The sequence below is a fragment of the Kribbella antiqua genome (genome assembly GCF_004345665.1).
GTDB lineage: Bacteria > Actinomycetota > Actinomycetes > Propionibacteriales > Kribbellaceae > Kribbella > Kribbella antiqua.
Map to the genome: position 1 here is coordinate 222766 of NZ_SLWR01000007.1, position 23158 is coordinate 245923.

Here is a 23158-nt window from a genome sequence, read left to right on the forward strand (position 1 = left end):
GTCATCCACAGGCTATGGAGCCCAAATTGGGGGCAACTTGCGGCGTGTCGGGTAGACGCCGGAGCGTAGTCGTGTCGGGGAAGTCGCCCTCGGTCGCCCTGGGGACCAGTGTGTGACGGCCAGTTGACCGATCGTGTGCCCACTATTCTGTCCACAGGCCTGTGGAACGCCTGTGGACAACTATGGGGACGGCTGGTTTGACCTGTCCACAGGCGGCCACGTACCGTGGATCGGTCGGTGTTGAGCCGGCCGTTTCGTGCTGCGCTCCCTGCGGGATCCTCTGGTTCTCCGACGGTGTGCAGGACTGCGCCAGCGGCAGATCTATCAGTGGATTTGTCGACAATCGTGATCTCGAGTAACCGGAGTCATTCCAGTGAGCAAGCGGACGTTCCAGCCGAACAACCGTCGCCGGCACAAGAAGCACGGCTTCCGTCTTCGGATGCGTACCCGTGCGGGTCGCGCGATCATCGCCGCCCGCCGTGGCAAGGGTCGCCAGCGCCTCGCGGCCTGAGCGACCTGATCCGACGGTGACCACCTCGTGTTGCCCGCGTCGAACCGATTGCGCCGGTCCGACGACTTTCGCCGCGCCGTCCGTGCTGGACGGCGGGCCGGGCGACGTGCCGTGGTGGTCCATCTGCTGTCGCGGGACGACCAGGCGGGCGACGTCCTGGCCGAGCCCGCTCGTGTCGGATTCGTGGTGAACAAGGCGGTGGGCAACGCGGTTCTGCGGAACCGGGTCCACCGCCGTCTGCGTGCCGTGATGGCCACGCGGCTCCCGGACCTGCCGCCCGGCAGCCTGACCGTCGTCCGTGCCCTCCCGTCGTCCGCCTCGGCGTCGTACGACGAACTGGTCGCGGACGTCGACGGCGCGCTGCGGCGATTGCTGGGCCCACGATGAGGATCAATCCCGTGAAGAGCGGGATCATCGGTTTCCTGAAGTTGTACCGGACCTTCATCAGCCCGATGTACGGGCAGGTGTGCAGGTTCTACCCGAGTTGTTCGGCGTACGCCCTGGAGGCGGTCGAACGCCACGGCGCGGTGCGCGGTAGCTGGCTGGCGGCGAGGAGACTCGCCCGCTGCCACCCGTGGAACCCCGGCGGCTACGACCCCGTTCCACCCATAGATGTCGACCAGCGCGGAGATTCCGTCTCCGCCAACCAGCCCGGACCGTCGGCCGACGCCGGGCCTGTGCAGCGAGGTGCTTGAGTGACTCTTCTGGCCATCCCTGAGCTCGCGTTGTGGGACGGGATCGTAGACGTTTTCAACGCGATCATGACCCCGCTCTACTGGGCGGTGTCGGCGCTGCTCGTCGGGTGGCACTGGCTGCTCGGCCTGGTGCTCGACCCGAACGGCGGCTGGGCCTGGGCGCTGTCCATCGCCGGCCTGACGATCGTCATCCGCACCCTGCTGATCCCGCTGTTCGTGCGGCAGATCCGCTCCAGCCGGAACATGCAGCTGCTGCAGCCGAAGATGAAGGAGCTGCAGAAGAAGTACGGCCATGACCGGGAGAAGCTCGGTCAGGAAATGATGAAGCTGTACAAGGAGACGGGCACCAACCCGTTCTCCTCGTGCCTTCCGCTGCTGCTGCAGTCGCCGATCTTCCTGGCCCTGTTCCGAGTGCTCGACTATGCGTCGAAGGGCAAGACGCACAGCAGCATCATGGACCCGCACGTCGCGTCGCTGCAGCACGCGAAGATCTTCGGCGCGGAGATCTCGCAGACCTTCCTGAAGGCGAACGGCGACGGCGCCGGCAACGTCAAGGTCGTCGCGATCGTGCTGATCATCCTGATGACGGCGACGATGTTCACCACGCAGCTTCAGCTGATGCGCAAGAACATGCCGAAGGAGGCCCTCGAGGGCCAGGCCGCGCAGATGCAGAAGATCATGCTGTACGTCTTCCCGATCTTCTTCCTGATCGGTGGCTTCAACTTCCCGATCGGTGTGCTCATCTACTGGTTTGTCTCGAACCTGTGGACGATGGGCCAGCAGTTCTACGTCATCCGCCGCAACCCGGCCCCGGGCACTCCGGCGTACGACGCGATGGAGGCCCGCAAGCGCGAGCACAACCTGCGCGCGGGCCGGCCGGCCGACGCGGGCCTGGCGAGTGCCGACGGTACGACGGACACCGACACCGTGACGGATCGCCGTCCGGCGCAGCGCCAGCAGCCGAAGCGCCAGTCGCGCAGCGATCGCCGGACCTCCGCTGCTCAGCCCGCTTCGAGCGGTACGACGGCGTCCGAAGACGCTAAGGCCGCGAGCAACGGCCAGACGTCGACCAACCCCCAGCAGGGTGCGGCGAAGCAGACTCAGGCCGGTGCTGCCAAGAAGCAGCCGGCCGGCAAGAAGGGCACGACGGCGAAGCGCCAGCCCGCGGCCAAGTCGGCCGCCCAGAAGAAGGCGGCGCAGAAGAAGTCCGGCGGATCACGCTGACCGGCCGTCGCCGGTTCCCCTCTCTGCTTGTACACCTGGGTCCCCGTGGGGCGGATCTCGAGATTGTGAAGGAGTCGCCGTGACCGACGGCACGCAGAACACCGAGGCGGCGGAGCAGTCCGCCGGTACCACCAGCGAGCGCCTGAAGGCACTCGAGGCGGAGAGCGACATCGCCGCCGACTACCTCGAGGAGTTGCTGGACATCGCCGATCTGGATGGCGACATCGACATGGACATCGACGGTGACCGGGCCGCGGTGTCGATCGTCGGCGCGGAGTTGAACAACCTGGTCGGCGAGAACGGCAAGGTGCTGGAAGCCCTGCAGGAGCTGACCCGGCTGGCCGTCTACCGGGAGACCGGCGAGCGGTCGCGGCTGATGCTGGACGTGTCGAACTACCGCGCCAACCGCAAGGCCGAACTGGAAGAGGTCGGTCGCAAGGCGATCGAGGAGGCGAAGGCGACAGGTACTCCGGTGCGCCTCGACCCGATGACTCCGTTCGAGCGGAAGGTCGTACACGACGTTGTGGCGGCCGCCGGCCTGACCAGCGAGTCCGAGGGCGAGGAGCCCCGCCGCCGCGTCGTGGTCCAGCCGTCCTGACCATGCTCACCTCAATTCCGTCACCAGCCGAGGCAGCTGGAGTGGTTGGCTAATGACGGGAGACGTTTCACGTGAAACGCCGCCGCTCGTGGAGAAGTTGTTTCCACGGGCGGCGGATCGGCTTGCGGCGTACGCCGATCTACTCGCGACCCAGGGCACAGTGCGCGGCTTGATCGGTCCGCGCGAGGTGCCGCGACTCTGGGACCGGCATCTGCTGAACTGTGCCGTGCTCGAGCGGCTGATCCCGGAAGAGTCGACGGTCGCCGACATCGGCACCGGAGCCGGCCTGCCCGGGATCGTGCTCGCGCTGGTCCGGCCCGACATCGAGGTGTCGCTCGTCGAGCCGCTCCTCCGGCGCACCACTTTCCTGGAGGAGGCCGTCGAGCAACTCGGCCTGAGCAACGCGACCGTGGTCCGTGCCCGGGCCGAGGAGCTACCGCGGGGGTCGTACGACGTGGTGACTTCACGTGCCGTGGCGCCCTTGGGCAAACTGGCCGGGTGGTGCCTGCCGTTGTGTGCCGAGGGGGGACTGATGCTGGCGATGAAAGGCGCGTCCGCCGAGGAGGAACTGGACGCGACCGAACGCGAACTCGAGTCTCTCGGGGCCGAGGTCTGGCACATTCACCAACTCGGCGTCGATGAACTGGCCCAGCCGACGACAGTCGTGAGTATTGTGGCCGGACGTGCTGCAGGGGGATCCCGGCACGGAAGACGCGGGAGGTGAGCGGGTTGGTGAGTCGTGCCCTCGGATGGCCGGACAAAAGCACCGGTGAGCCCAGAAAGTCCCATGCGATCGGCTGGCCCTCAGACCACGACACTGCCACCCACCTGATCACCCCTGATCCAACCGAGCCCCTTGCACCGGTCGGCCCGCCGGCAATCGAGCAACCGCCGGTCGCACCCAGCCCATCGCTCGCGGACCACGGCCCTACGAACGTCAGGCCGGCCTCAGAGGCTCCCGTCCCACAGCCTCCAGCGGACCAGGCGCCGAGCGATGTCGCACCGGTCGAGCACGGGGTTGAGTTTCGTCCGCCCCTGGAAGGTGCTGCGTTGAAGGCCGCTGCGGCGGGTCTCGATCTGGGATCGCCGAGTGGTTCGCCGCCGGTTTCACGTGAAACGGAACCGCGGTCAGGAGATGATGGTGTTTCACGTGAAACGGCGGACCTGGTGGACACCGATCGCGACTTCCCCGAGTCTCCACGACCTGTGGATGACGACCCCATGAAACTGCCCTCGCACACGGGAATTCGTCCACAGCGGCCTGTGGATGAAGCTGGGGGCAGACCCGCCCCTACCCCTACTGACATCCTCTTCGGGCCAAGTCCCGCACCTATCGGAATGGGCGCTATGACTGCCGCACAGATCGCCGCGCGGGCCACGTCGGACGAGCTTCAGCGACGACTCCTCGAAACTCCGATCGCCGCCGCCACCGAACGGACCCTGCTGGTGAATGAAGGACGCACGATGGGCCGCGAGTTCCCGTTGCCCGCTGAAACCCGAGTCTTCGTGGTCGCCAACCAGAAGGGTGGCGTCGGGAAGACGACGACGACTGTGAACGTCGCCGCCGGCCTCGCGCTGTACGGCGCCCGGATCCTGGTGATCGACCTCGACCCGCAGGGCAACGCCTCGACGGCGCTCGGCATCGACCACTCGGAAGGCACCCCCGGTGTCTACGAGGCGATCATCGAGGGCGAGTCGCTGGGTAAGCTGCTCCAGCCCTGCGCCGAGCACCCCGGGATCATGGTCATCCCGGCCACCATCGACCTGGCCGGCGCCGAGATCGAACTGGTCAGTATCGTGGCGCGGGAGAGCCGCCTGAAGCGCGCGCTCGACGCCCACCTGGCCGAGACAGAGGCCGCGGGCGAGAAGTACGACTACGTCTTCATCGACTGCCCGCCGTCGCTCGGCCTGCTGACCGTCAACGCGCTGACCGCGGCGCGTGAGGTGCTCGTCCCGATCCAGAGCGAGTACTACGCCTTGGAGGGACTGTCCCAGTTGCTCCGGCACATCGACATGGTGAAGTCACACCTGAACCCCGGCCTCGACGTCTCCACGATCCTCCTGACGATGTACGACGCACGCACCAAGCTCGCCGGCGAGGTCGCCGCCGAAGTCCGCGGTCACTTCCGGGACGCCGTACTGAGAACCGCCGTTCCGCGATCGGTCCGGATCTCCGAGGCGCCGAGCCATGGACAGACGGTGCTGGCCTACGACCCGGCGTCCGCTGGAGCTCTCTCGTACCTCGAGGCTTCCCGCGAGATCGCGATGCGCAACAACGCCTGAGCTGAACCGACCGCGCCGGCCGAGCCTGTCTCGGCCGGCGCTTTGCATGTCGGGCGTCGCGAGCCGCGGTGCCTCCCGGACTGAAGGTCTCACCGTTTCACGTGAAACGCGGGGCGTTGTCCACAGGCCTGCATCGTGGAGACAGGCGGGACCAGTTACGGTTGCTCAGGCAGCAAGTGCTGTTGAGTGCGGCGGGCGGCGTTTCACGTGAAACGACGGCCGCTCGCATGAGGCGGCAGCAGGAGAAGTTCCGAAGAACGTCAGCAGTACTCGATCGAGGGAGCGCGATGAACACCCGACTCGGACGCGGACTTGGTGCGCTGATTCCCAGCACTCCTGCTCCCGGCAGCACGCCGACGCTTGGCAGCAAGTCCAGCTTCATCCCCGGTGCGCCACCGGCATCGCCCAACGGGGCCGAGCCCGAGTTGGCCGCCGTGCCGGGTGCGGAGTTCGCCGAGATCGAGGTCGACAAGATCACCCCGAACCCGAAGCAGCCGCGTTCCGTCTTCGACGAGGAAGCGATGGACGAACTGGTCCACTCGGTCAAGGAGATCGGCCTGCTGCAGCCGATCGTCGTACGCCGCCTGGAGAAGGACAAGTACGAGCTCGTGATGGGGGAGCGCCGCTGGCGCGCGACCCAGCAGGCCGGCCTGACTACGATCCCGGCCATCGTGCGCGACACCTCCGACGACGTGATGCTGCGGGATGCGCTGCTCGAGAACCTGCACCGCAGCCAGCTGAACCCGCTCGAAGAGGCGGCCGCCTACCAGCAGATGCTCGACGACTTCGGTTGCACGCAGGAAGTACTGGCGACGCGCATCGGCCGGTCGCGGCCGCAGATCTCCAACACGCTCCGACTCCTGAAGCTGCCGGCCTCGGTGCAGCGGCGGGTCGCCGCCGGCGTACTGTCCGCGGGCCACGCACGCGCACTCCTCGGACTGCCGAGCGGCGACGCCATCGAGCGCCTCGCCCAGCGGATCGTCGCCGAGGGTCTCTCCGTCCGAACGGTCGAAGAGATCGTCGCCCTGGGCGACATGAACGCGGAAGACGACGCGCCCACCCAGCGCCGCCGCAACAAGCCGGTCGCTCCGCGCCTGGTCGACCTAGCCGACCGCCTCTCCGACCGCTTCGAAACCCGCGTCAAGGTAGACCTCGGCAAGACCAAGGGCAAAATCACCGTCGAGTTCGCCTCCCTCGACGACCTGGAACGCATCGTCACCCTGATGGACCCAAACACCCCCAACCAGCAGTAGCCCCCACCGCCCGAGCCCCGGCGCACCTCACTCGCGGGCGGAGGTTGTTTGGTCCACCGAGTAGAAGCTGCCGGCCGGGCACGCGCGACGGCGGCGCCGGACGGGCATGCGGGACGGGCAGGCGGGATGGCGGCTTCGGGACGGGCACGCGGGACGAGGACGCGGGAGGGGCACGCGGGACGGGGGCTTCGGGACGGGCACGCGGGACGAGGACGCGGGAGGGGCACGCGGGACGGGGGCTTCGGGACGGGGGGTCCCAGGGGGGCCGGACGGGCAGGCAGACCTGGTGTGCGCAGCGCAAGTGGTGACTAAAGCACGGATTGCCTGGCGCGCTGACCGTGGCTGCGACGGCGAGCCGACGTGTTCCGGAGGAGCGTGGCAAGGTGGCGAGACCTTAGGGGAGTGCTCACCGCGAGGAGGCCCGGGGAGCGCCGAGCCTGCGCTCGAGACGCCGAAGCTCGCTGTACGTCAGAAACTGACTCAGGTGTGAGCGCCGGCTGGCGGGGCGAAGCCGGACCGCGAGTGCGAAGCCGGACTGCCGGACGACGCCGGGCCTAACAGTGTGCGACGTGAGCGGCTGCCCGGAGGAGGCGTGGCTCGGCGACTGTGGCTGCCGCGTGCAGGGGGACATGTCCCGGACGAGCGTGGCAAGACGGCGAGAGGTGTGCTCACCGCGAGGGGATCGGGGGTAGTACAAGCTGCCGCCGGCGTGCGGGCGGCTCGGCGGGGGCGAAGCCGGATCGGGACCCGTCGGGCGACAGGGCGAAGCCAGCTGGGCGGGGCAGAGCCGGGCTCAGGGGTTGCAGCGTCAGTGGCGATCCGAGAACGGAGGGCGTGGCGTGCTGCGGGTAGCTCAGCGAGCTTCGCGTGCTGTGGATGAGCCTCGGCAGCAGTGTGTGCGCTGGGGGGCGAGCCGCGCGGGATTGGCGCAGAGCGGCCGACCGGAGTGATAGGTGGGACAGACCCAGGATGAACCGGCGGCAGAGTATGGCGGTGCAGCGGTCGGAGGGCGGGGATGGCTCGTGTGTGCAAGCTTCATAGCGGCAGGAGTGAGCCGGGCGGCAATCGGTCGGGGTCTGGCGCCGGGCTCGGGGAGCTGGGGTCGGGGGAGCTGGGAGCAGCCTGAGGGTGGCTTCAGCGGGCTTCGGGGTCCTGGGATGCGCGTCGGCAGCCGTGTGGGGGCTCGTGGGGTTGCGTACGGCGAGGGGAACCGCCGCGGAGCGACCAACTCCGAGTGAGAGGTCGCGGGGCAGGCGCCGTGGGGTATGCCAGCCGGGCATGTGTGGCGCACCGGCTGGTCAGCGTTCCGCGATGGGAGCCGACGCCGTGATCGCCAACGCCCATGAGCTTGCGGAGGCCGACTCTGGTGCCGCAACCTCCTGCTCACCACCACCTGGGTGATGTGCCACCACCACCTGGGTGATGGGGCGGGACCGCCCGTTGCGCGGAGGTTGGCAGCGGCAGGGTGAGCTGACCGGCAAATCAGTCTGAGTCGGGAGCTCGGGTCTGGAGCGGGGGTGAGGGTGTCGGTGATACAGGGAGCGAGGGCGACCGTGGAGGTAGGAGCTCGGGTGCTTCGTGCCGAATCGGTGCTGCGGACTGCGGCGGGTGGAGGAGTGGGGACACCGGCCGGGTGAGGATGCCGGAGCTGAGCGATACGTGGGACACGGGTTGGCAGTCCGTGGGGACGGCCGGGTAGGCCGCCGAGGTTGGGGTTGGGCTCTGAGTGTTGGCGAGGTTGATGCGCAGGGGCGGCGGCCACACCCCACGGCGTGCCCGGGCGGGTGGGATCAGCGGGCGTGTTGTGAGGGCGTGCAGCACGTGTTGGGCGTTGGTGCGGATGTGGGGGTGGGTCGGTGGCGTGTAGGGCGATCAGGGTGGCGATGGGGACGTCGTCGACCTGGTGGATCTCGGTTTGGTGGTCGGGGTGACTCAGACGTCGATGTATGCGCCGGCTTCGGGTCTGCGTGCTGGCGGAGGATCCAGCCGTTGCATAGAGACGAAGTCGCTCGCAGGGGCGGCTCTCCTCGCGTAGGCACTGTGGAACGTAGTAGGGCTGAGGGTTGCAGGTTGCTCAGGATCGCGCTGACAGAGGAATTTCGGGGTTCTTGCTTTGGGCAACCAAGCTCGGAGGACTCACGAGAATTTGTCGACAAAGAGACTTAGGGATTTGCGGTGGATGTTTCATGTGAAACATCGGGCTTGGTGGCTTGATGACATAGATGGCGGGGAGGTCAGCGGCGGCGGTGATACCGCGGTAGAGGTCCGGGAAGGGGCCTCGAAGTAGGCGTCCAGACGAAGGCCAGCTGACAGTAAGAACGTGACGGCGTCGTTGGGTGGGGAGTTCGACGATGTCGGCCTGGCGGAACTCAGCGGCGATGCCCGCGTACGCGGACATCGCCGGCCGGCGAGGCCTCGAAGGGCTTGAGGGTCGAGCTGTCGGACGCGAAGAAGCTAGGCGGCAGCCGGGAGACCGCACCAAACCGGATTTAGCCCCGGGTGAGTTCGTGGGTGGTTTTGCGTTCTGCGTAGAACGACAGGAACGGGATGGTGCCGGCCAGGGCCATGATGACGAGGCGGGGGAAGGACCAGCGGACGCGACGGAAGAGGTCGAACGTCGCGAGGAGGTAGACGACGTACAGGAAGCCGTGCGTCGGGCCGATGATGTTCATCGCCCCCGGGTCGTCGGCCAGGTACTTCAGCGGCATCGCGACGAACAGCAGAAGCAGCAGCATCACGCCCACGACGTAAGCGATCACCCGGTAGCGGGTCAGTGCACCACGGACGGCCGGCGTAAGGGCGGACGTGGCGGAGTCAGCAGGTGAAGTCACGCTGAAACGGTACCGCTCGGCTCCACAGACTCCTCGCCCGCATCGGCTTCCTCATCAACCGACCGGTGCGCATCGAGCACCATCCGCGCCCACATCCACAGCGTGAAGGCCGCGAAGATCCACCACTGGAACGCGTACGCCACATTCCGCCACCCGGCGTGATCCGTCGGCGGAGAAGGCGCCGGTACGACGACCGGCCCCGGCGACGGCATCGCGCCGGACTCCACCGACGCGAGTACGACGAACGCGTCGTAGATCCGGTAGTCGACCATGTCCACGATGGTCGGGATCCGCAGCGACTGCAGCACCCGGCCCGTAGCGGCATCCCCAGAAGCATCCTGAGCCTCCGAAGCGGCGACGGCGCCGGTCAACGAAACCGGGCCGGCAGGAGCGCGCCCAGAAACGTCAGAGACCGACGGAACCCATCCACGGACAACCATCACCGCGCCACCACCAGGCAGCCGGACCGGACTCACCACCCAGAAACCGTCCCGGTCTCCCTGACGCCGGTCGGAGATGAAGAGCTGGTCCGCAGCCGGTCCCCACTCGCCGGACACCGTCACCCGCCGCCCCACAGCCTTGGCCGGCAGACCCTCGTCGATGGAGAACAGCGACTGCAGTGCGACCGGTGCCGCCGAGGCTTGCTTGGCCGTCGCCGCCGCCGTCTTCGAGCGGTACACATCCAGCTGCCACACGCCCATCACCGACATCACCGCGGCGATCGCCAGCGCCAGCGCAAGCAGCCCTAACCACCGAGGCGTCAGCACGGTGCGCCAGAGGGACATCAGGACCTCAACGAGCCGCGGCAGCAGCCAGCAGATCGCGGCACAGCACGCCCAACTCGATCCCCGCGGCCTCAGCGGCCAGCGGCACCAGCGAGGTCTCCGTCATCCCCGGAGCCACGTTCACTTCCAGGAACCACGGCACGCCGGCCGCATCGACGACCAGGTCCGACCGGGACAGATCTCGCAGTCCCAGTGCCTCGTGCGCCGTCACAGCCGCCTTGGCACAGGCCTCCGCCACGTCCGCATCCAGCCGAGCCGGTACGACGAACTGGGTCGCCCCGGCCGTGTATCGCGCCTCGTAGTCGTAGAACCCGGAATCGGGCTGGATCTCCACCGCCGGGAGCGCCCGCGGCCCGTCGCCGGTGTCCACCACGGTCACGGCGACCTCGGTCCCGTCGATGTACTGCTCGATCAACGCGACCGGCCCGTACGCGTAGCAGTTCACCATCGCCGACGGCAGCTCATCCATCGACCGTACGATCGACGCACCCAGCGCCGAGCCACCGCGAGCCGGCTTCACCACCAGCGGCAGCCCGACCTGCCCGACGACAGCCTCCATCAGCGCGGCGGCACCCAGCTCACGGAAGGTGTCGTGCCCGAGCACCACCGACGCAGGAGTGTGCAGCCCGGCCGCTCCGACCATCGTCGACGCCACCGGCTTGTCGAAGGCCGTCCGGCACGCGGCCGCGTCGGCGCCGACGTACGGAACGCCGTACAGGTCGAGGACCTGGCGCAGGGCACCGTCCTCGCCGGTGACACCGTGCAGGACGGGGAAGACCGCATCCGGCGGATCGTCGCGGAGGCGTTCGACCAGGTTCGCGTCGACGTCTCGCTGCTCGACCTCCACGCCGACGCTGCGCAGGGCGTCGGCGACTCGCCGGCCGGACCGGAGCGAGACGTCCCGCTCGTGTGACAGTCCGCCGGCCAGTACCAGCACTCGACCCAGATCACTCATCACAAATATCCCGATCACTCGTGGGCGACTCCGGCTCGGTCGCCGGTCCCGAGGCCCACAGGAACGGTACCGCTACCTCGTCAGGGACCCCCGTCCGCCCGCAGTTCCATTGACGCAACCTTTGCGAAGGCAGCTACGTCAGCTCCGGCCCCGGCGCGTCGTACTCGCGGCCATGCCCTGGTGTCAGCGGGCCGAACGTCTGCCGCAGTTCGAGCTCCTCGTTGATCACCGCGGCCAGCCGGCCGACTCCCTCGGTGATCCGCGCGGGTGTCGGATGACAGTACGACAACCGCATGCATTGCGAGCCGAAACCGTCCGCGAAGAAGGCGGTCCCGGGTACATACGCCACTCGCGCGGTCACCGCACGTGGCAGCATCGCCTTCGCGTCCAGCCCGTCCGGCAAGGTCAGCCAGACATAGAACCCGCCGCCCGGCCTGGTCCAGGTCGTTGCCGCAGGCATCTTTTCGGTCAAGGCCGCCAGCATCGCGTCGCGGCGCTCCCGGTACATCTCCCGGAACTGCTTCACCTGCCCGAGCCAGTCGTGCCGGCTCAGGTACGCCGAGATCGTCTGCTGGCTGAACACCGGCGGGCACAAGGTCGCCGATTCCTGTGCCAGCACAAGCTTTTCGCGTACGGCGTGCGGCGCGACCGCCCAGCCGACCCGGAACCCCGGCGCGAACGTCTTCGAGAACGAGCCGAGGTAGATGACGCCCTCGCGATCATCCGCCCGCAACGCCCGCTGCGGATCACCGTCGAAGCCGAGCAGCCCGTACGGATTGTCCTCCAGGATCAGGAGATCGGCTCGCTGGCAGATCTCCAGCACCCGCCGCCGGCGCTCGTTCGACAGCGAAACACCGGCCGGATTGTGGAAGTTCGGGATCGTGTAGAAGAACTTGATCCGCTTCCCGGCCGCCCGGACCGCCTCGATCGCCTGCTCCAGCGCCTCCGGTTGCACACCGTCGTCGTCCATCGCGACATGCACGACCTCGCACTGGTACGCGCGGAAGACACCGAGCGCACCGACGTACGACGGCGCCTCGCAGATCACCACGTCCCCCGGGTCGCAGAACACCCGCGTCACCAGGTCCACCGCCTGCTGGCTGCCGACCGTGACGACGACGTCGTCCGGATGCGCGTCGATGCCCTCCAGGCGCATCACGTCGCAGATCTGGTCCCGCAGCACGGGGTCGCCCTGGCCGGAGCCGTATTGCATCGCGACCGCGCCGTTGTCGGTCACCAGGTCGCGGACGGCGCTGCCGACCACGTCCAGTGGGAGGCCGCCGATGTTCGGCATGCCGCCGGCCAGCGAGACCACCTCGGGCCGGCTGGCGACGGAGAACAGGGCCCGGATCTCCGACGCGGTCATGCCCTTGGTCCGTGCTGCGTACCGGTCGACATAGTTGTCGAGACGGGTCTGCCGGACATCGGGCAGGTCAGCACTCACGGAGCCACTCCAACGGGGGTGTATCGAGGGGAAGTCACCAGGTTACGCCGACTGGCCCAAGCGCGCCTGGGCTGTGGATCTGCGTGACCTCTCACTACCATGCCTTATAGGGGCAGGTTCGACCATGCCGTGATCTGGCTGCTGAGACGGCCACGCGGTGCGGTGCGGCCTGAGAGGTGGATGCGGAAGGCGGAACGGGATGAGCGTGGGCAAGACAGCCGGATGGACGCTCGGTGGACTGCTTCTGGGCGTGCTGGCCGGGTTCGCCGGCGAGCTGCTCCGGCGGCAACCCGCCGCGAAGGTGCAACAGCGGTACGTCGCACCGGAGGCGGCTGAGACTCCGGACGCGAGGAGACCGGCACCGCAACCAGAACCAGCGACGCGGTGATACCTACCGTGACGAAAGTAACACTCCGTAGGTACCGGACGCACTGATGGCCCGACGGCTCGAACCGCTCACGCTCGCCAACATCGACGAGCTCCCGGTGCCGTGCCGTGACTGTGTGTTCTGGGAGCTCGACCCGGTAGCGGCCAAGCAGGCCCACCGGACCGGCGACACCGGCCTCGAGAAGGAGGCCTGGCTGTCCCAGCTGCTGCTCGACTGGGGGACCGCCGGTGTCGTCCTGTACGTCGACGACGACCCGGCCGGCTTCGCCATCTACGCACCGGCCGCGTACCTGCCCAGGGTCCAGGCGTTCCCGACCGCGCCGGTCAGCCCGGATGCCGTCGTACTGGCGACCGGGCGGATCCTGCCGCGGTATCTGGGGCTCGGGCTGGGGAAGATCCTCGTCCAGGCGGTGGCCAAGGACGTGCTCAAGCGTGGCTTCCGGGCGGTCGAGGCGTTCGGCGACTCGCGGTGGGACGGGCCTGGGTGCGTGTGGCCGACCGAGTTCCTGCAGGCGGTCGGCTTCGGCGTCGTACGGGAGCATCCTCGTAATCCGCGGCTGCGGCTGGATCTCCGCTCGGCGGTGAAATGGCGCAGTGAGATGGAGGCGGCCGTCGAGCGGCTGATGGGCGCGATCCGGCCCGAGCACTCTCCGCCCGCCCCGGTCACGGTCCGGGACGCCCTCACGCGCACACCGTCATGATCTGGCGTTTCCTCGGCGACGTGATGATGGTGCTGCACGGCGCCTTCCTGCTGTTCTTCGTGATCGGTGGCTTCCTCGCCTGGAAATGGCGGAAGCTGATCTGGCTGCACCTCGGCATCGTGGTCTGGAACCTCGCCATCGTGCTGATCGACTACGACTGCCCGCTGACCGGCTCGGAGAAATACTTCCGCCGCCGGGGAGGCGAGACCGTCTACGAGAGCGGCTACATCAACCACTACCTGGACGGTCATCTGTGGCCCGAGGGCGCGACGCCGGTCGCCGAGAAGGTCGGCTTCGCGCTGGTCCTGATCGGGTACGCCGGCTTCTTCGTACTGCGGCACCGTCGCCGCAAGGCGGTCGAACACGCCAAGGTCAGGGACGACTCAGTGGGACCCCGGACGTGAGCTGAGCGCTCCATCCCCATACTGGAAAGCGTGCTTGTCGACGAGTACCTGACCGACCTGAGCCGCGCGCTCGGAGGTCCGCGCCGTCGAAAGGCGGACCTGCTGGCCGAGGCACGCGATCACCTGACCGACGCGACCGAGGCCTTCGAGGCTGAGGGCCTCGATCGAGAAAGTGCCGAAGAAGAGGCCGTCGCCGACTTCGGCCGGCTCGACGAGGTAGTCCCCGGTTACCGCGCCGAACTCGCGGTCAGCCAGAGCCGCCGTACGGCGCTCTTGCTCTTCCTGGTGCTGATCATCCAGCCGATCGTCTGGCAGGAAGGCGTCTGGAGCTGGAATCAGGAGCCGGCCGAGCCGAACGCGCTGAACGACTTCCTCCAGAGCTTCGTCCGGACCGTCGGCATGGTGGCGATCGCCGGCGCAGTGCTGGCGGTGATCGCGGCGGGTATCGGCATGCGCTACTCGGTCGTCCGCGAGCACGTGAGTCGCGCGACCGCACTGTTCGCCCTCGCGAACTCCGTGGTGATCAGCGCGATCGGGGTCGGCATGGCATCGACCAGCACCCATCCGGTCGCAGCCCTCGACTATGCGGTCGTCGGCGGTTTCGTCGTACTGCCGCTGGTCCTCGTCGGTCTTCAGGCCGGGCGGTGCCTACGCCTGTCCCGGGCGTAGCACGCCTTCCACCACAGCACGGAAGGTCAGCCACTCCTGCTTGCCTGAGGCAAGCATCTTCTGGCCGGCCGTGGTGAGCTGATACGTACGGCGCTTCCGGCCGCCGACCGTGCTCCACTCGCTGGCCAGGTAGCCGGCCCGCTCGAGTCGCCGCAGCGCCGGGTACAGCGTCCCGGTCGGCAGGTCCAGTTCGCCGCCGCTGCGCTCCAGCAGCGCCTCCATGATCGCGTAACCGTGCAGCGGCTCGTTCTCGACGACGGCCAGGATCATCGGGTCGAGGTGTCCACGCAGCGCATCCGCCTTCATGTAGCCAGTCTACTCATACGCCTGCTACCGTCGAGAGGCGACATGTAGCTGATCTACTTATCAGGGAGTACGGCGATGGCAGTGGACACCGAAGTACGACGATCAACGCGGAAAGACGGGTGGCTGCACCGGGTGTCCGGCTGGTCAATGCGTCACGCCGGCCTGGCCGTGGTGCTCTGGCTGGTCGGCCTCGTCGCCGTGACTGCGGCATCGACCCTGATCGGCGACAACTACCGCAACGACAACACGCTGCCGGGCACCGAATCCCAGCGGGTGACCGACATTTTCCGCGAGCACCAGCCGAAGGGCGACACCGCGTCGGTCCAGATCGTCCTGCGCGCCGACGGCGGTCTCGCGGCGGACAAGCCCCGGATCGCCTCGATGCTCGCCGTCGTCCGGGACCTCCCGCACGTCGCCTCCGTCGCCGACCCGTTCACCGCTCCCGGATCACTCGCGCCGGACGGGCGTACGGCGTACTCGACGGTCGCGCTGGACGTCGTCACCGCTGACATGCCGGTGGAGGACGTACGGACGATCATCCACAGGGCTCAGGACTTCGCTCGCCCCGGGCTGCAGGTCGAGGTCGGCGGTGATCTGGCGAGGTCGGCATCCGAGGGCGGAGGCGGCGCGTCGGAAGGCGCCGGCATCCTCGCCGCACTGGTGATCCTGGTGTTCCTGTTCGGATCGTTGCTTGCGGCAACGCTTCCGCTGCTGACGGCGGTGTTCGCCGTCGGCAGCACGCTCGGTCTGCTGGTGCTGGGCTCGCATCTGTTCACCGTGCCCGACTACACCGCGCCGGTGATGATGCTGGTCGGCCTCGGGGTCGGGATCGACTACGCGTTGCTGATCTTCTCCCGCTACCGCCACGAGCTGCTGAAGGACGACACCGACCGGGCGAGCGCCGCGATGGTTGCCCTCGACACCGCTGGGCGTTCGGTCATGTTCGCCGGCTGCACAGTGGTGATTGCCCTGCTCGGTTTGCTCGCGCTCGGGCTTGGCGCTCTGCAAGGCGTTGCGCTCGGTGTGACACTCACCGTGCTGATGACGATGCTGGCCGCGGTGAGTCTGCTGCCGGCGCTGCTGACGTTGTTCGGGAAGCGGATCGAGCGGAGCGTTCGCAAGCACGCGGCGAAGAAGCGCCGTACGCCGGGAGACGGGTGGCGGAGGCTGGCGGCCGTCGTACAGCGGGGTCCGTGGGTTCCGCTGGTGCTCGGGACGGTTGCGCTGGTGGCGTTGTCGCTGCCTGCGTTGGACATGAGGCTCGGGTTCGCGGATGCGGGTACGGACGATCCGGCCAAGACCAGCCGGAAGGCGTACGACCTGCTGGCTCAGGGATTCGGCCCTGGCTTCAACGGTCCGCTGGTCGTGGTGACCGAAGGCGACGAGGCAGCGGCCACGGCGGCGAGCAAGACGATCAGCGCTGACCCGGATGTCGCCGCGGTGACCCCGCCGCAACTGATGCCGGACGGGAAGATCGCGACCATGCTGGTGTTCCCCAAGTCGGCGCCGCAGGACGCGGCTACCAGCCAACTCGTCGAGCGGCTCCGCGATGAGACCCTGCCTCCACTCAAGACCAATGCGACGTACCTGGTCGGTGGCGCGACCGCGGCGGCGGACGACTTCGCCTCGGCGGTCAGTGCGCGGCTGCCGATCTTCGTCCTGGTCGTGGTCGGTCTGTCGGCGCTGCTGCTGATGGCGGTGTTCCGGTCGATCCTGATCCCGTTGAAGGCGGCGGTGCTCAACCTGCTCAGCATCGGCGCCTCGCTCGGGGTGATCACGCTGGTGTTCCAGCAGGGCTGGTTCGGTGCGCAGCCGGGGCCGATCGAGGCGTTCGTGCCGGTGATGATCTTCGCGATCGTGTTCGGGCTGTCGATGGACTACGAGGTGTTCCTGGTCTCCCGGATCCACGAGGAGTGGCGTCGTACCGGAAACGCTCAGGAGGCGGTTCGTGAAGGGCTGGCGAACACCGGCAGCGTGATCACCGCGGCGGCGGCAATCATGATCGTTGTCTTCGGCGCCTTCCTGCTCAGCCCGGACCGGATGCTGAAGCAGTTCGGCCTCGGCCTCGCCACCGCCGTACTGCTCGACGCCGTACTGATCCGCTGCGTCATCGTGCCGGCGGTCATGCGCCTCTTCGGCGACCGCGCCTGGTGGCTACCTCGCGGTCTCGGCCGCGTGCTGCCGAAGGTTGAGCTAGACGGTTAGCTGGCCGAAGCGGAGCATGCCGGTGGCCGCGTCCTGCTCCGGTGGGAGGTAAACGCGCTGGATCGCGACCACGATGGCCTCGGCGATCACGTCGCGGAAGGCCGGGTCGGCGAGGCGAGCCGAGTCGTGCGGGTTGGTCACGTAGCCGATCTCGAGCCGGACCGCGGGCATCTTCGTCCGGCGCAGGAGGTCCCAGGTCTTGGCGTGGGTGCGGCAGTTCAGCAGGTCGGTACGCGCGACGATCTCGCGCTGCACCAGACCGGCGAACTGCTCACCGACGCTCGACGACGCGCCGTGCAGGTCGTTGCCGTAGAAGTACGTCGCGACGCCCTGCGCCTCCGGGTTCATCGAACCGTCGGTGTGCAGGGACACGCACAGGTTGGCGTCGGTCTCGTTCGCGAACGCGGCCCGGGCCAGCTCGTCCGGCCCTTGATCACGCCCGCGCGACAGGTACGCCCGTACGCCGGTCGCGCCCAGTCGGCCCTCGATCCGGGAAGCCAGGTCGTACGCGACATCGGACTCGCGCAGGCCGTAGCCCTCCCAGCCGTAGTCGAAGCCACCATGGCCCGGGTCGATGACGACCGTCTTGCCCGAGAGGCGCGGACCCGCGGCCCGGACTGCCTCGGAAGCGCGCAGAGCGTCCGGCCGGCCCCCGGTCGCCATCGGGCGGATCCGCTGCAGGGCCTTAAAGGTGGACGGGCCGCACGTGCCGTCGGCCGGCAGGCCCATGTTGCGCTGGAACTCGGTCACCGCGCGCTGAGTATCCGCGCCGAAGATTCCGTCGACGCGAGCGACGGCGAAGCCCAGCTCCTGCAGCTTGGCCTGCAGCGCCAGTACGTCGTCACCGGTCAACGGATGCGATACGACGTACGTCAGAAGGCGGTCGCCGAGTCGCCAGCGGGCGTCGTCGAGCGCCCGGTAGGTCTGCGGGCCGACGATCCCGTCGATCATCAGCCCGCGTTGCTGCTGGAATCCCCGGACAGCGTGCGCGGTCAGTTCGTCGTAGACGTCGTGACCGCCTGCCAGCAGGCCGAGCCGCTGGAGCTTGCCGATGATCTCGGCGACGGCCTCACCGCTGTCGCCTACTCGGTACACGCCGTGCGGGGCTTCCATCAACTGCTCCTTGCCGTGGCGGACGGGTGTCCTGCGTCATTCAGGAGGTGAAGTCTGCCAATTCCTTCAGCAGCGCAGCCTTCGGCTTGGCGCCGACGATGGACTTGGCCAGTTCACCGTTCACGTAGACGTTGATGGTAGGGATACCGGTGACGCGGTAGTTGCTCGGGGTGACCGGGTTCTCGTCCACGTTCATCTTCAGGAAGGTGATCTTGTCCCCGTGGTCCTGGTTCAGCTCCTCCAGGATGGGGGAGACCTGGCGGCACGGTCCACACCACTCGGCCCAGAAGTCCACCAGCACCGGCTTGTCGCTCTTCAGCACGGTCTGGTCGAACTCGGCGTCGGTGACGGCGTTCATCTTCTCGCCCACGGGCGTAACTCCTTCAGTGATTGTGAGATTCAGACGGTGACAGGCTCGGTGGCAGCCGCGGCCGCCGCGGTCGCCTCGTGCTCCAGGGTGGCCAGGAAGCGCTCGGCGTCCAGGGCGGCCGCACAGCCGGTGCCGGCGGCGGTGATCGCCTGCCGGTAGGTGTGGTCCACCAGGTCGCCGGCGGCGAAGACGCCGGGCAGGTTGGTCTCGGTGCTGCCTTCCCGGACCAGGACGTAGCCCTCCTCGTCCAGGCGGACCTGGCCCTTGATCAGCTCGGACCGCGGGTCGTGCCCGATCGCGATGAACAGGCCGGTCACCGGCAGCTCCCGGGTCTCACCGGTCACGGTGTCCCGCAGGGTGACGCCGGTCAGCTTGTCCTCGCCGTGGATCTCGGCGACCTCGGAGTTCCAGGCGAAGTCGATCTTGTCGTTCGCGAACGCACGGTCGGCCATGATCTTGGAGGCGCGCAGCTCCTCGCGGCGGTGCACCAGCGTGACCTTCTTCGCGAACCGGGTCAGGAAGGTGGCCTCCTCGACGGCCGAGTCGCCGCCGCCGACGACCGCGATCTCCTGCTCACGGAAGAAGAAGCCGTCACAGGTCGCACACCAGGACACGCCGTGCCCGGACATCCGGTCCTCGTCCGGCAGGCCCAGCTTGCGGTAGCCCGAGCCCATCGCCAGGATCACGGTCTTGGCGCGGTGCTCGGTGCCGGCGGAGTCGGTGACGACCTTGATCTCACCGGTCAGGTCCACGGCGACGATGTCGTCCGGCACCAGTTCGGCGCCGAAGCGCTCGGCCTGGGTCCGCATCTCGTCCATCAGCGCCGGGCCCATGATGCCCTCGCTGAACCCGGGGAAGTTCTCCACCTCGGTGGTGTTCATCAGCGCGCCGCCGGCGGTGACGGAGCCCTCGAACACGAGTGGTTCGAGCCGGGCGCGCGCTGCGTACACGGCGGCGGTGTAACCGGCCGGTCCGGAGCCGACGATGATGACGTTGCGGACTCCTGCGTCGCTCATAAAGGCGTTCCTCGGTGTCGTCGAGTTCTGGTACGTCGTACTCAACGGATCCTAGAGGCCGACCATTCCCACGGTACCCATCGCCGGGCCGATCCACGTCACGACCGTCTCACCGATTGCGCAGGGTCACCGTGGTGTCGTAGAAGGGGTCGGCGACGCCGCCTGATTCGTTACATCCGGTGACCACGAAGAGCTGGACGTCGCGGGCCGATTCGCCCTGCAGGCCGATCACGGTGGCGCGCTGCCCGTTGACCTTGGCGGGCTGGACCAGCCGGAGCTGGGGGTTCGGCCGGCTGGAGGCGAAGGTACGCGCGCAGGCGATCTCGGCGGCGGAGCCGTGCAGAAGCGGATTGCTGCTGCTCTCCAGCCAGCGCTGCGCCTGCGGGCCGACGTCTTTGGTGGTCAGGGTCGGTACGCCGGTCGGCACGTTGGTCGGGTTGATCCCCGCCGCGCCGCCCGGAGCGTCGTCCTTGGTGGCGAAGACCACACCGACGCCGATCGCCGCGATGACCACGACCGCGGCGGCCGCACCCAGCAGCTTGGGCAGGTGCCGGCGCGGTTCCTCGCGGATCTGGACCAGCGAGTGCACACCAACCGTCGAAGAGCGCAGCACGGACTCCGAGACGATCACCGCGTCGAGGTGCTCGGCGACGTCGGCCGGCATCGGGATATCGTTCCGGCCCTCCTCGGCGAGGTCCTCGGACAGTTGCACCAGGGCGTCGAACGTCTGCTGGCAGTCGGGGCAGGCTTTCACGTGTTCACGAGCACGATGCGCCTCGGGGGCAGGCAGCAGGTTCTCGATCAGGTCGGCGATGGTGTCCGTGTCCAGGTGCTCGAGGTGCTCACTGGTTGGCAGACCCGAATCAGTCATCGGGAAGTCGCCCCCTCACGGGAGGAACGCAGTGTGGTCATCGGAGTACTCCGGGTCGAGGCATGGAGGCGGGGTCGCAGGTCGGCGACTTCGCTTCGACGGAGTACCCAGTCATTCGGTTCCCACCGCTTCGGCGGCGGTTTTTTCCGGTACGCCGGAATCGTCCGAACCGCCGCGCGTCGTCTGCCAGTGACGGAGCAGTGGCAGCAGTTTGGCCCGGCCACGGGCGCAGCGGCTCTTCACCGTACCCGGCGCGCAGTCCAGGATGGCGGCCGCTTCCTCGATCGAGTAGCCCTCCATGTCGACCAGGACGAGGGCGCTGCGCTGGTCCTCGTTGATCTGCTTGAGCGCGTTCAGCACGTCGAGGCGCCGTTCGCGGACCTCCGCCGGGTCTTCCTCGGCCGGTCCGGCCAGTTCGGCGGCGCGGTCCTCGTCCTCTGGCAATGGGTCGGTCGCGCGGACCTGGCGCCGGCGGATCCGGTCCAGACACGCGTTCACCACGATCCGGTGCAGCCAGGTGGTCACCTTGGCGTCGCCGCGGAACGAGTCGGCCCGCCGGAACGCCGAGATGAACGCCTCCTGCAGCGCGTCGGCCGCCTCCTCGGGCTCACCCAGGGTGCGGATCGCGACCGCCCACATCCGGTCCCGGTGCCGGCGGACCAGGAACCCGAACGTGTCCGGGTTGCCGGCCACGTGCAGCCGGAGCAGCTCGTGGTCGTCCATCTGGTCGTAGCTCACCGGCCCAGCATGCTGCACAGGCTGGGCGATCGGCTCGGCGGTGCCGATGCGGGACACGTCGGATGTCATTTGCTGATCGCGACCTCCGAGATCTCGCCCCGGTAGCCGCTGTCGGCCTTCGGCAGCTTGGTCAGCCAGACCAGCACGTACTGCGTCTTGACCGGCGACGACGGCGTCAGCGTCGTGGTTCCCTCGGGCTGGTCCTCCTTGGTGGCGACCGGGGTCCAGCCGCTGACCGTGGACGGCGACTGGCTGGTGTCGTCCTTCGGGATCATGATCTGCAGGCTGGTGTCGTCACCATCGAGCGTGACCGCCACCTTGGACACGGTGGTCGCCGTACCGAGGTCGTAGATGATGCCGACGCCCGGCTTCACACCGCCCAGCTCCGGCTTGTTCTTGTACGACATCGTCGTCCAGGTGGTGCTCTGCTTGCCGTCGTACGTGTTCGGCACGTCCTCCGGGTGCTCCTCGCCGTTGCCGTCCGGCGGCGGGTCGAAGTCCTTGGCGCCGACGATCTTGGCCGGGCCGCCCGATGCCGCGGTCGTGCCGGTGCTCTGCGGAGCGGTGGTGGCACCGCCGGAGCCGGAGCCCTGGTCGTTGTTCATCGCGCCCTTGAGCAGGAACTGCGCCATCGCGATCACCGACAGCAGCGCCAGTACGGCGAGCAGGATCAGGATCCGGCCACCCCAGGAGCCCTTCGGCTTCCGCTCCTCGGGCGGACGCCGGCGACCGTAGCCGTTGTCGGTCGGCGGGGGCGGCTGGCGTCGCGACCGGGGCTCGGCCGGAGCCGAGTACGCCGACTGGACCTCGTGCCCGTTGGACGACTGGTACGGCGTCGGGTCCAGCGCGGGCGGGGTCTGCTGCGGAACGACCTGGGTGGCGTCGTCGACACTGCCGTTCTGCCGGGCGATCGCGACCGTCTCGTCCATCTGGCTCGGCGGCTCGTGCGAGCTGCCGACGACACCGGACAGCGCAGCGGACAGGCCTGCGGCGCTCGTGATCGGCGGGGCGTGGTGCCGCGGCGGGTCGCTGAGCAGCCGGTCGCTGATGTCGTCCAGCGAGCGCGGCACGCCGGCGCGGACCTGACGCGGGCTCAGCAGTCGGCCGTGCTCGACCGGAGCGGGCTGCAAGCCCCACGCCGGAGCAGGGCCTGGCCAGCGGCCGGTAAGAGAGGCATAGAGCAGCTCACCGAGGGCCCGGACGTCCTGCTCGGGCGAACCCGGGCCGGTCGACCGGAGCGCGGCCTCGGTGGCGAGGCCGACGACCTTGATGGCTCCCGCGTCGGTGACCACGACCGTGGACGGGCTGATGGAGCCGTGCGCGTTGCCGGTGCGGTGCAGGTTCTCGAGCGCCTCGGACACCTCACGGGCGAGCCAGCCGGCCTGCTGCCCGGTGAGCGGGCCGCTGCTGAGCATCCGCTCCAGCGGGCGGCCTCCGGCCCACTCACGGACGCAGTACGTGACGCCGTCGTGCATGTCGCAGTCGAGCACGCGGAGGAAGCGCGGGTCGGCCGCGGCGGCGGCTCGCCGCGCGGCGTCGAAGAGCAGGTTCGTCCGGGGGTCGCCGACCGGCAGGACGTCGACGACGACCGCGCGGCTGAGCACCTCGTCCACTGCCCGCCACACCCGCGCACCGTCGATCTCCGCGAGTAGCTCGGCGATCCGGTAGCGTCCGGCAAGCAGGGCACCAGGACTGACGGTCTGGTTCGACACGGTGTCTCTCGCCCTCCTCGATGCCCTGCGGCCTGATCGCCAGCCCCCATGCTAGTGCCCCCGTCAGGAACACAGGTGTGCACGAGT

23 protein-coding genes and 1 pseudogene are annotated in these 23158 nt (G+C 68.5%); 13 read left to right on the forward strand and 11 right to left on the reverse strand.

From position 1 onward, the window contains the following. The first annotated feature begins 373 nt into the window (after nucleotides 1–373). The 8 genes and pseudogenes from rpmH to EV646_RS21170 all read left to right on the forward strand — a co-directional run bounded on the left by rpmH (nucleotide 374) and on the right by EV646_RS21170 (nucleotide 6564). The gene (rpmH, locus tag EV646_RS21135) at nucleotides 374–511 is read left to right on the forward strand and encodes a 50S ribosomal protein L34 (RefSeq protein WP_130386492.1); all 138 of its coding nucleotides are present in this window, start codon (nucleotides 374–376) and stop codon (nucleotides 509–511) included. 27 nt (nucleotides 512–538) lie between these two features. Then, the gene (gene rnpA / locus EV646_RS21140) at nucleotides 539–898 is read left to right on the forward strand and encodes a ribonuclease P protein component (RefSeq protein WP_132151133.1); all 360 of its coding nucleotides are present in this window, start codon (nucleotides 539–541) and stop codon (nucleotides 896–898) included. Nucleotides 899–909: 11 nt separating this feature from the next. Further along, complete coding sequence (yidD, locus tag EV646_RS21145) at nucleotides 910–1206, forward strand: membrane protein insertion efficiency factor YidD (protein ID WP_241996217.1); 297 nt, start codon at nucleotides 910–912, stop codon at nucleotides 1204–1206. 9 nt (nucleotides 1207–1215) lie between these two features. Then, nucleotides 1216–2196 (forward strand): annotated as a pseudogene (gene yidC / locus EV646_RS21150) (membrane protein insertase YidC); the annotation flags it as partial. A 313-nt stretch (nucleotides 2197–2509) separates the two neighbouring features. Continuing rightward, nucleotides 2510–3028, forward strand: coding sequence for a Jag family protein (locus EV646_RS21155; protein WP_132151139.1), 519 nt, complete (start codon nucleotides 2510–2512; stop codon nucleotides 3026–3028). An 88-nt stretch (nucleotides 3029–3116) separates the two neighbouring features. Continuing rightward, on the forward strand, nucleotides 3117–3752 hold the full coding sequence (gene rsmG / locus EV646_RS21160; protein WP_422386720.1) for a 16S rRNA (guanine(527)-N(7))-methyltransferase RsmG: 636 nt from the start codon (nucleotides 3117–3119) through the stop codon (nucleotides 3750–3752). A gap of 623 nt (nucleotides 3753–4375) precedes the next feature. Next, the gene (locus EV646_RS21165; RefSeq protein ID WP_199237101.1) at nucleotides 4376–5311 is read left to right on the forward strand and encodes a ParA family protein; all 936 of its coding nucleotides are present in this window, start codon (nucleotides 4376–4378) and stop codon (nucleotides 5309–5311) included. A gap of 287 nt (nucleotides 5312–5598) precedes the next feature. After that, nucleotides 5599–6564: a ParB/RepB/Spo0J family partition protein gene (locus tag EV646_RS21170; protein ID WP_132151142.1), complete on the forward strand. Its 966-nt coding sequence runs from the start codon at nucleotides 5599–5601 to the stop codon at nucleotides 6562–6564. 2489 nt (nucleotides 6565–9053) lie between these two features. On the opposite strand, the gene EV646_RS21175 is transcribed toward EV646_RS21170, so the two are convergent. From EV646_RS21175 to EV646_RS21190, 4 genes are all read right to left on the reverse strand, one after another. After that, nucleotides 9054–9395, reverse strand: a complete 342-nt coding sequence (locus EV646_RS21175) for a DUF3817 domain-containing protein (RefSeq protein ID WP_132151144.1) — start codon at nucleotides 9393–9395, stop codon at nucleotides 9054–9056. Continuing rightward, nucleotides 9392–10180 carry an SURF1 family protein gene (locus EV646_RS21180; protein WP_132151146.1) on the reverse strand — a complete coding sequence of 263 codons (789 nt, stop codon included), beginning with the start codon at nucleotides 10178–10180 and terminating at the stop codon, nucleotides 9392–9394. Before EV646_RS21180 ends, EV646_RS21175 begins: the two co-directional genes overlap by 4 nt. A 7-nt stretch (nucleotides 10181–10187) precedes the next feature. Continuing rightward, on the reverse strand, nucleotides 10188–11135 hold the full coding sequence (locus EV646_RS21185; protein WP_132151148.1) for a D-alanine--D-alanine ligase family protein: 948 nt from the start codon (nucleotides 11133–11135) through the stop codon (nucleotides 10188–10190). Nucleotides 11136–11268: 133 nt separating this feature from the next. Beyond that, on the reverse strand, nucleotides 11269–12579 hold the full coding sequence (locus EV646_RS21190; RefSeq protein ID WP_132151150.1) for an aminotransferase-like domain-containing protein: 1311 nt from the start codon (nucleotides 12577–12579) through the stop codon (nucleotides 11269–11271). Nucleotides 12580–12778: 199 nt separating this feature from the next. Between EV646_RS21190 and EV646_RS21195 the strand changes: the two genes are divergently transcribed. The 4 genes from EV646_RS21195 to EV646_RS21210 are packed head-to-tail and all read left to right on the forward strand — an operon-like array spanning nucleotide 12779 to nucleotide 14740. Continuing rightward, nucleotides 12779–12967 (forward strand): hypothetical protein, encoded by a 189-nt coding sequence (locus EV646_RS21195; protein WP_132151152.1) that lies wholly within the window; start codon nucleotides 12779–12781, stop codon nucleotides 12965–12967. A gap of 46 nt (nucleotides 12968–13013) precedes the next feature. Next, on the forward strand, nucleotides 13014–13667 hold the full coding sequence (locus EV646_RS21200; RefSeq protein ID WP_132151154.1) for a GNAT family N-acetyltransferase: 654 nt from the start codon (nucleotides 13014–13016) through the stop codon (nucleotides 13665–13667). Continuing rightward, entirely contained in the window at nucleotides 13664–14071 is a 408-nt protein-coding gene (locus tag EV646_RS21205) for a DUF2784 domain-containing protein (RefSeq protein ID WP_132151156.1), read from the forward strand. Before EV646_RS21200 ends, EV646_RS21205 begins: the two co-directional genes overlap by 4 nt. Nucleotides 14072–14101: 30 nt before the next feature. After that, entirely contained in the window at nucleotides 14102–14740 is a 639-nt protein-coding gene (locus EV646_RS21210) for a permease prefix domain 1-containing protein (protein WP_241996218.1), read from the forward strand. Here the strand turns inward: EV646_RS21210 and EV646_RS21215 are convergent. Beyond that, on the reverse strand, nucleotides 14720–15046 hold the full coding sequence (locus tag EV646_RS21215) for a PadR family transcriptional regulator (RefSeq protein ID WP_132151160.1): 327 nt from the start codon (nucleotides 15044–15046) through the stop codon (nucleotides 14720–14722). The two genes, EV646_RS21210 and EV646_RS21215, sit on opposite strands and share 21 nt — an antisense overlap. A 75-nt stretch (nucleotides 15047–15121) precedes the next feature. Between EV646_RS21215 and EV646_RS21220 the strand changes: the two genes are divergently transcribed. After that, nucleotides 15122–17251: an MMPL family transporter gene (locus EV646_RS21220; RefSeq protein ID WP_132151162.1), complete on the forward strand. Its 2130-nt coding sequence runs from the start codon at nucleotides 15122–15124 to the stop codon at nucleotides 17249–17251. Here the strand turns inward: EV646_RS21220 and EV646_RS21225 are convergent. The 6 genes from EV646_RS21225 to EV646_RS21250 all read right to left on the reverse strand — a co-directional run bounded on the left by EV646_RS21225 (nucleotide 17240) and on the right by EV646_RS21250 (nucleotide 23071). Then, the gene (locus EV646_RS21225) at nucleotides 17240–18364 is read right to left on the reverse strand and encodes an N-acetylmuramoyl-L-alanine amidase (RefSeq protein WP_132151164.1); all 1125 of its coding nucleotides are present in this window, start codon (nucleotides 18362–18364) and stop codon (nucleotides 17240–17242) included. The genes EV646_RS21220 and EV646_RS21225 overlap by 12 nt on opposite strands. Before the next feature lie 40 nt (nucleotides 18365–18404). Continuing rightward, complete coding sequence (gene trxA / locus EV646_RS21230; protein ID WP_199237121.1) at nucleotides 18405–18722, reverse strand: thioredoxin; 318 nt, start codon at nucleotides 18720–18722, stop codon at nucleotides 18405–18407. 41 nt (nucleotides 18723–18763) lie between these two features. Beyond that, on the reverse strand, nucleotides 18764–19750 hold the full coding sequence (gene trxB, locus EV646_RS21235) for a thioredoxin-disulfide reductase (RefSeq protein WP_132151168.1): 987 nt from the start codon (nucleotides 19748–19750) through the stop codon (nucleotides 18764–18766). A 109-nt stretch (nucleotides 19751–19859) separates the two neighbouring features. Beyond that, a complete protein-coding gene (locus EV646_RS21240; RefSeq protein WP_132151170.1) occupies nucleotides 19860–20621 on the reverse strand; it encodes an anti-sigma factor family protein in 762 nt (253 codons plus the stop codon). Nucleotides 20622–20732: 111 nt separating this feature from the next. After that, nucleotides 20733–21428 (reverse strand): RNA polymerase sigma factor SigM, encoded by a 696-nt coding sequence (sigM, locus tag EV646_RS21245; protein ID WP_241996219.1) that lies wholly within the window; start codon nucleotides 21426–21428, stop codon nucleotides 20733–20735. Then, nucleotides 21425–23071, reverse strand: a complete 1647-nt coding sequence (locus tag EV646_RS21250) for a protein kinase family protein (protein WP_132151172.1) — start codon at nucleotides 23069–23071, stop codon at nucleotides 21425–21427. The genes sigM and EV646_RS21250 overlap by 4 nt, the downstream gene beginning before the upstream one ends. Nucleotides 23072–23158 lie beyond the last annotated feature (87 nt).

Bases quoted from the DNA above. Each gene is read 5' to 3' on its own strand.
- EV646_RS21200 (WP_132151154.1), top strand. From the start codon at position 13,014: ATGGCCCGACGGCTCGAACCGCTCACGCTCGCCAACATCGACGAGCTC.
- EV646_RS21165 (WP_199237101.1), top strand. From the start codon at position 4,376: ATGACTGCCGCACAGATCGCCGCGCGGGCCACGTCGGACGAGCTTCAG.
- EV646_RS21215 (WP_132151160.1), bottom strand. From the start codon at position 15,046: ATGAAGGCGGATGCGCTGCGTGGACACCTCGACCCGATGATCCTGGCC.
- sigM (WP_241996219.1), bottom strand. From the start codon at position 21,428: ATGACATCCGACGTGTCCCGCATCGGCACCGCCGAGCCGATCGCCCAG.
- EV646_RS21205 (WP_132151156.1), top strand. From the start codon at position 13,664: ATGATCTGGCGTTTCCTCGGCGACGTGATGATGGTGCTGCACGGCGCC.
- EV646_RS21220 (WP_132151162.1), top strand. From the start codon at position 15,122: ATGGCAGTGGACACCGAAGTACGACGATCAACGCGGAAAGACGGGTGG.
- EV646_RS21180 (WP_132151146.1), bottom strand. From the start codon at position 10,180: ATGTCCCTCTGGCGCACCGTGCTGACGCCTCGGTGGTTAGGGCTGCTT.
- trxB (WP_132151168.1), bottom strand. From the start codon at position 19,750: ATGAGCGACGCAGGAGTCCGCAACGTCATCATCGTCGGCTCCGGACCG.
- EV646_RS21185 (WP_132151148.1), bottom strand. From the start codon at position 11,135: ATGAGTGATCTGGGTCGAGTGCTGGTACTGGCCGGCGGACTGTCACAC.
- EV646_RS21240 (WP_132151170.1), bottom strand. From the start codon at position 20,621: ATGACTGATTCGGGTCTGCCAACCAGTGAGCACCTCGAGCACCTGGAC.
- trxA (WP_199237121.1), bottom strand. From the start codon at position 18,722: ATGAACGCCGTCACCGACGCCGAGTTCGACCAGACCGTGCTGAAGAGC.
- EV646_RS21195 (WP_132151152.1), top strand. From the start codon at position 12,779: ATGAGCGTGGGCAAGACAGCCGGATGGACGCTCGGTGGACTGCTTCTG.
- EV646_RS21170 (WP_132151142.1), top strand. From the start codon at position 5,599: ATGAACACCCGACTCGGACGCGGACTTGGTGCGCTGATTCCCAGCACT.
- EV646_RS21225 (WP_132151164.1), bottom strand. From the start codon at position 18,364: ATGGAAGCCCCGCACGGCGTGTACCGAGTAGGCGACAGCGGTGAGGCC.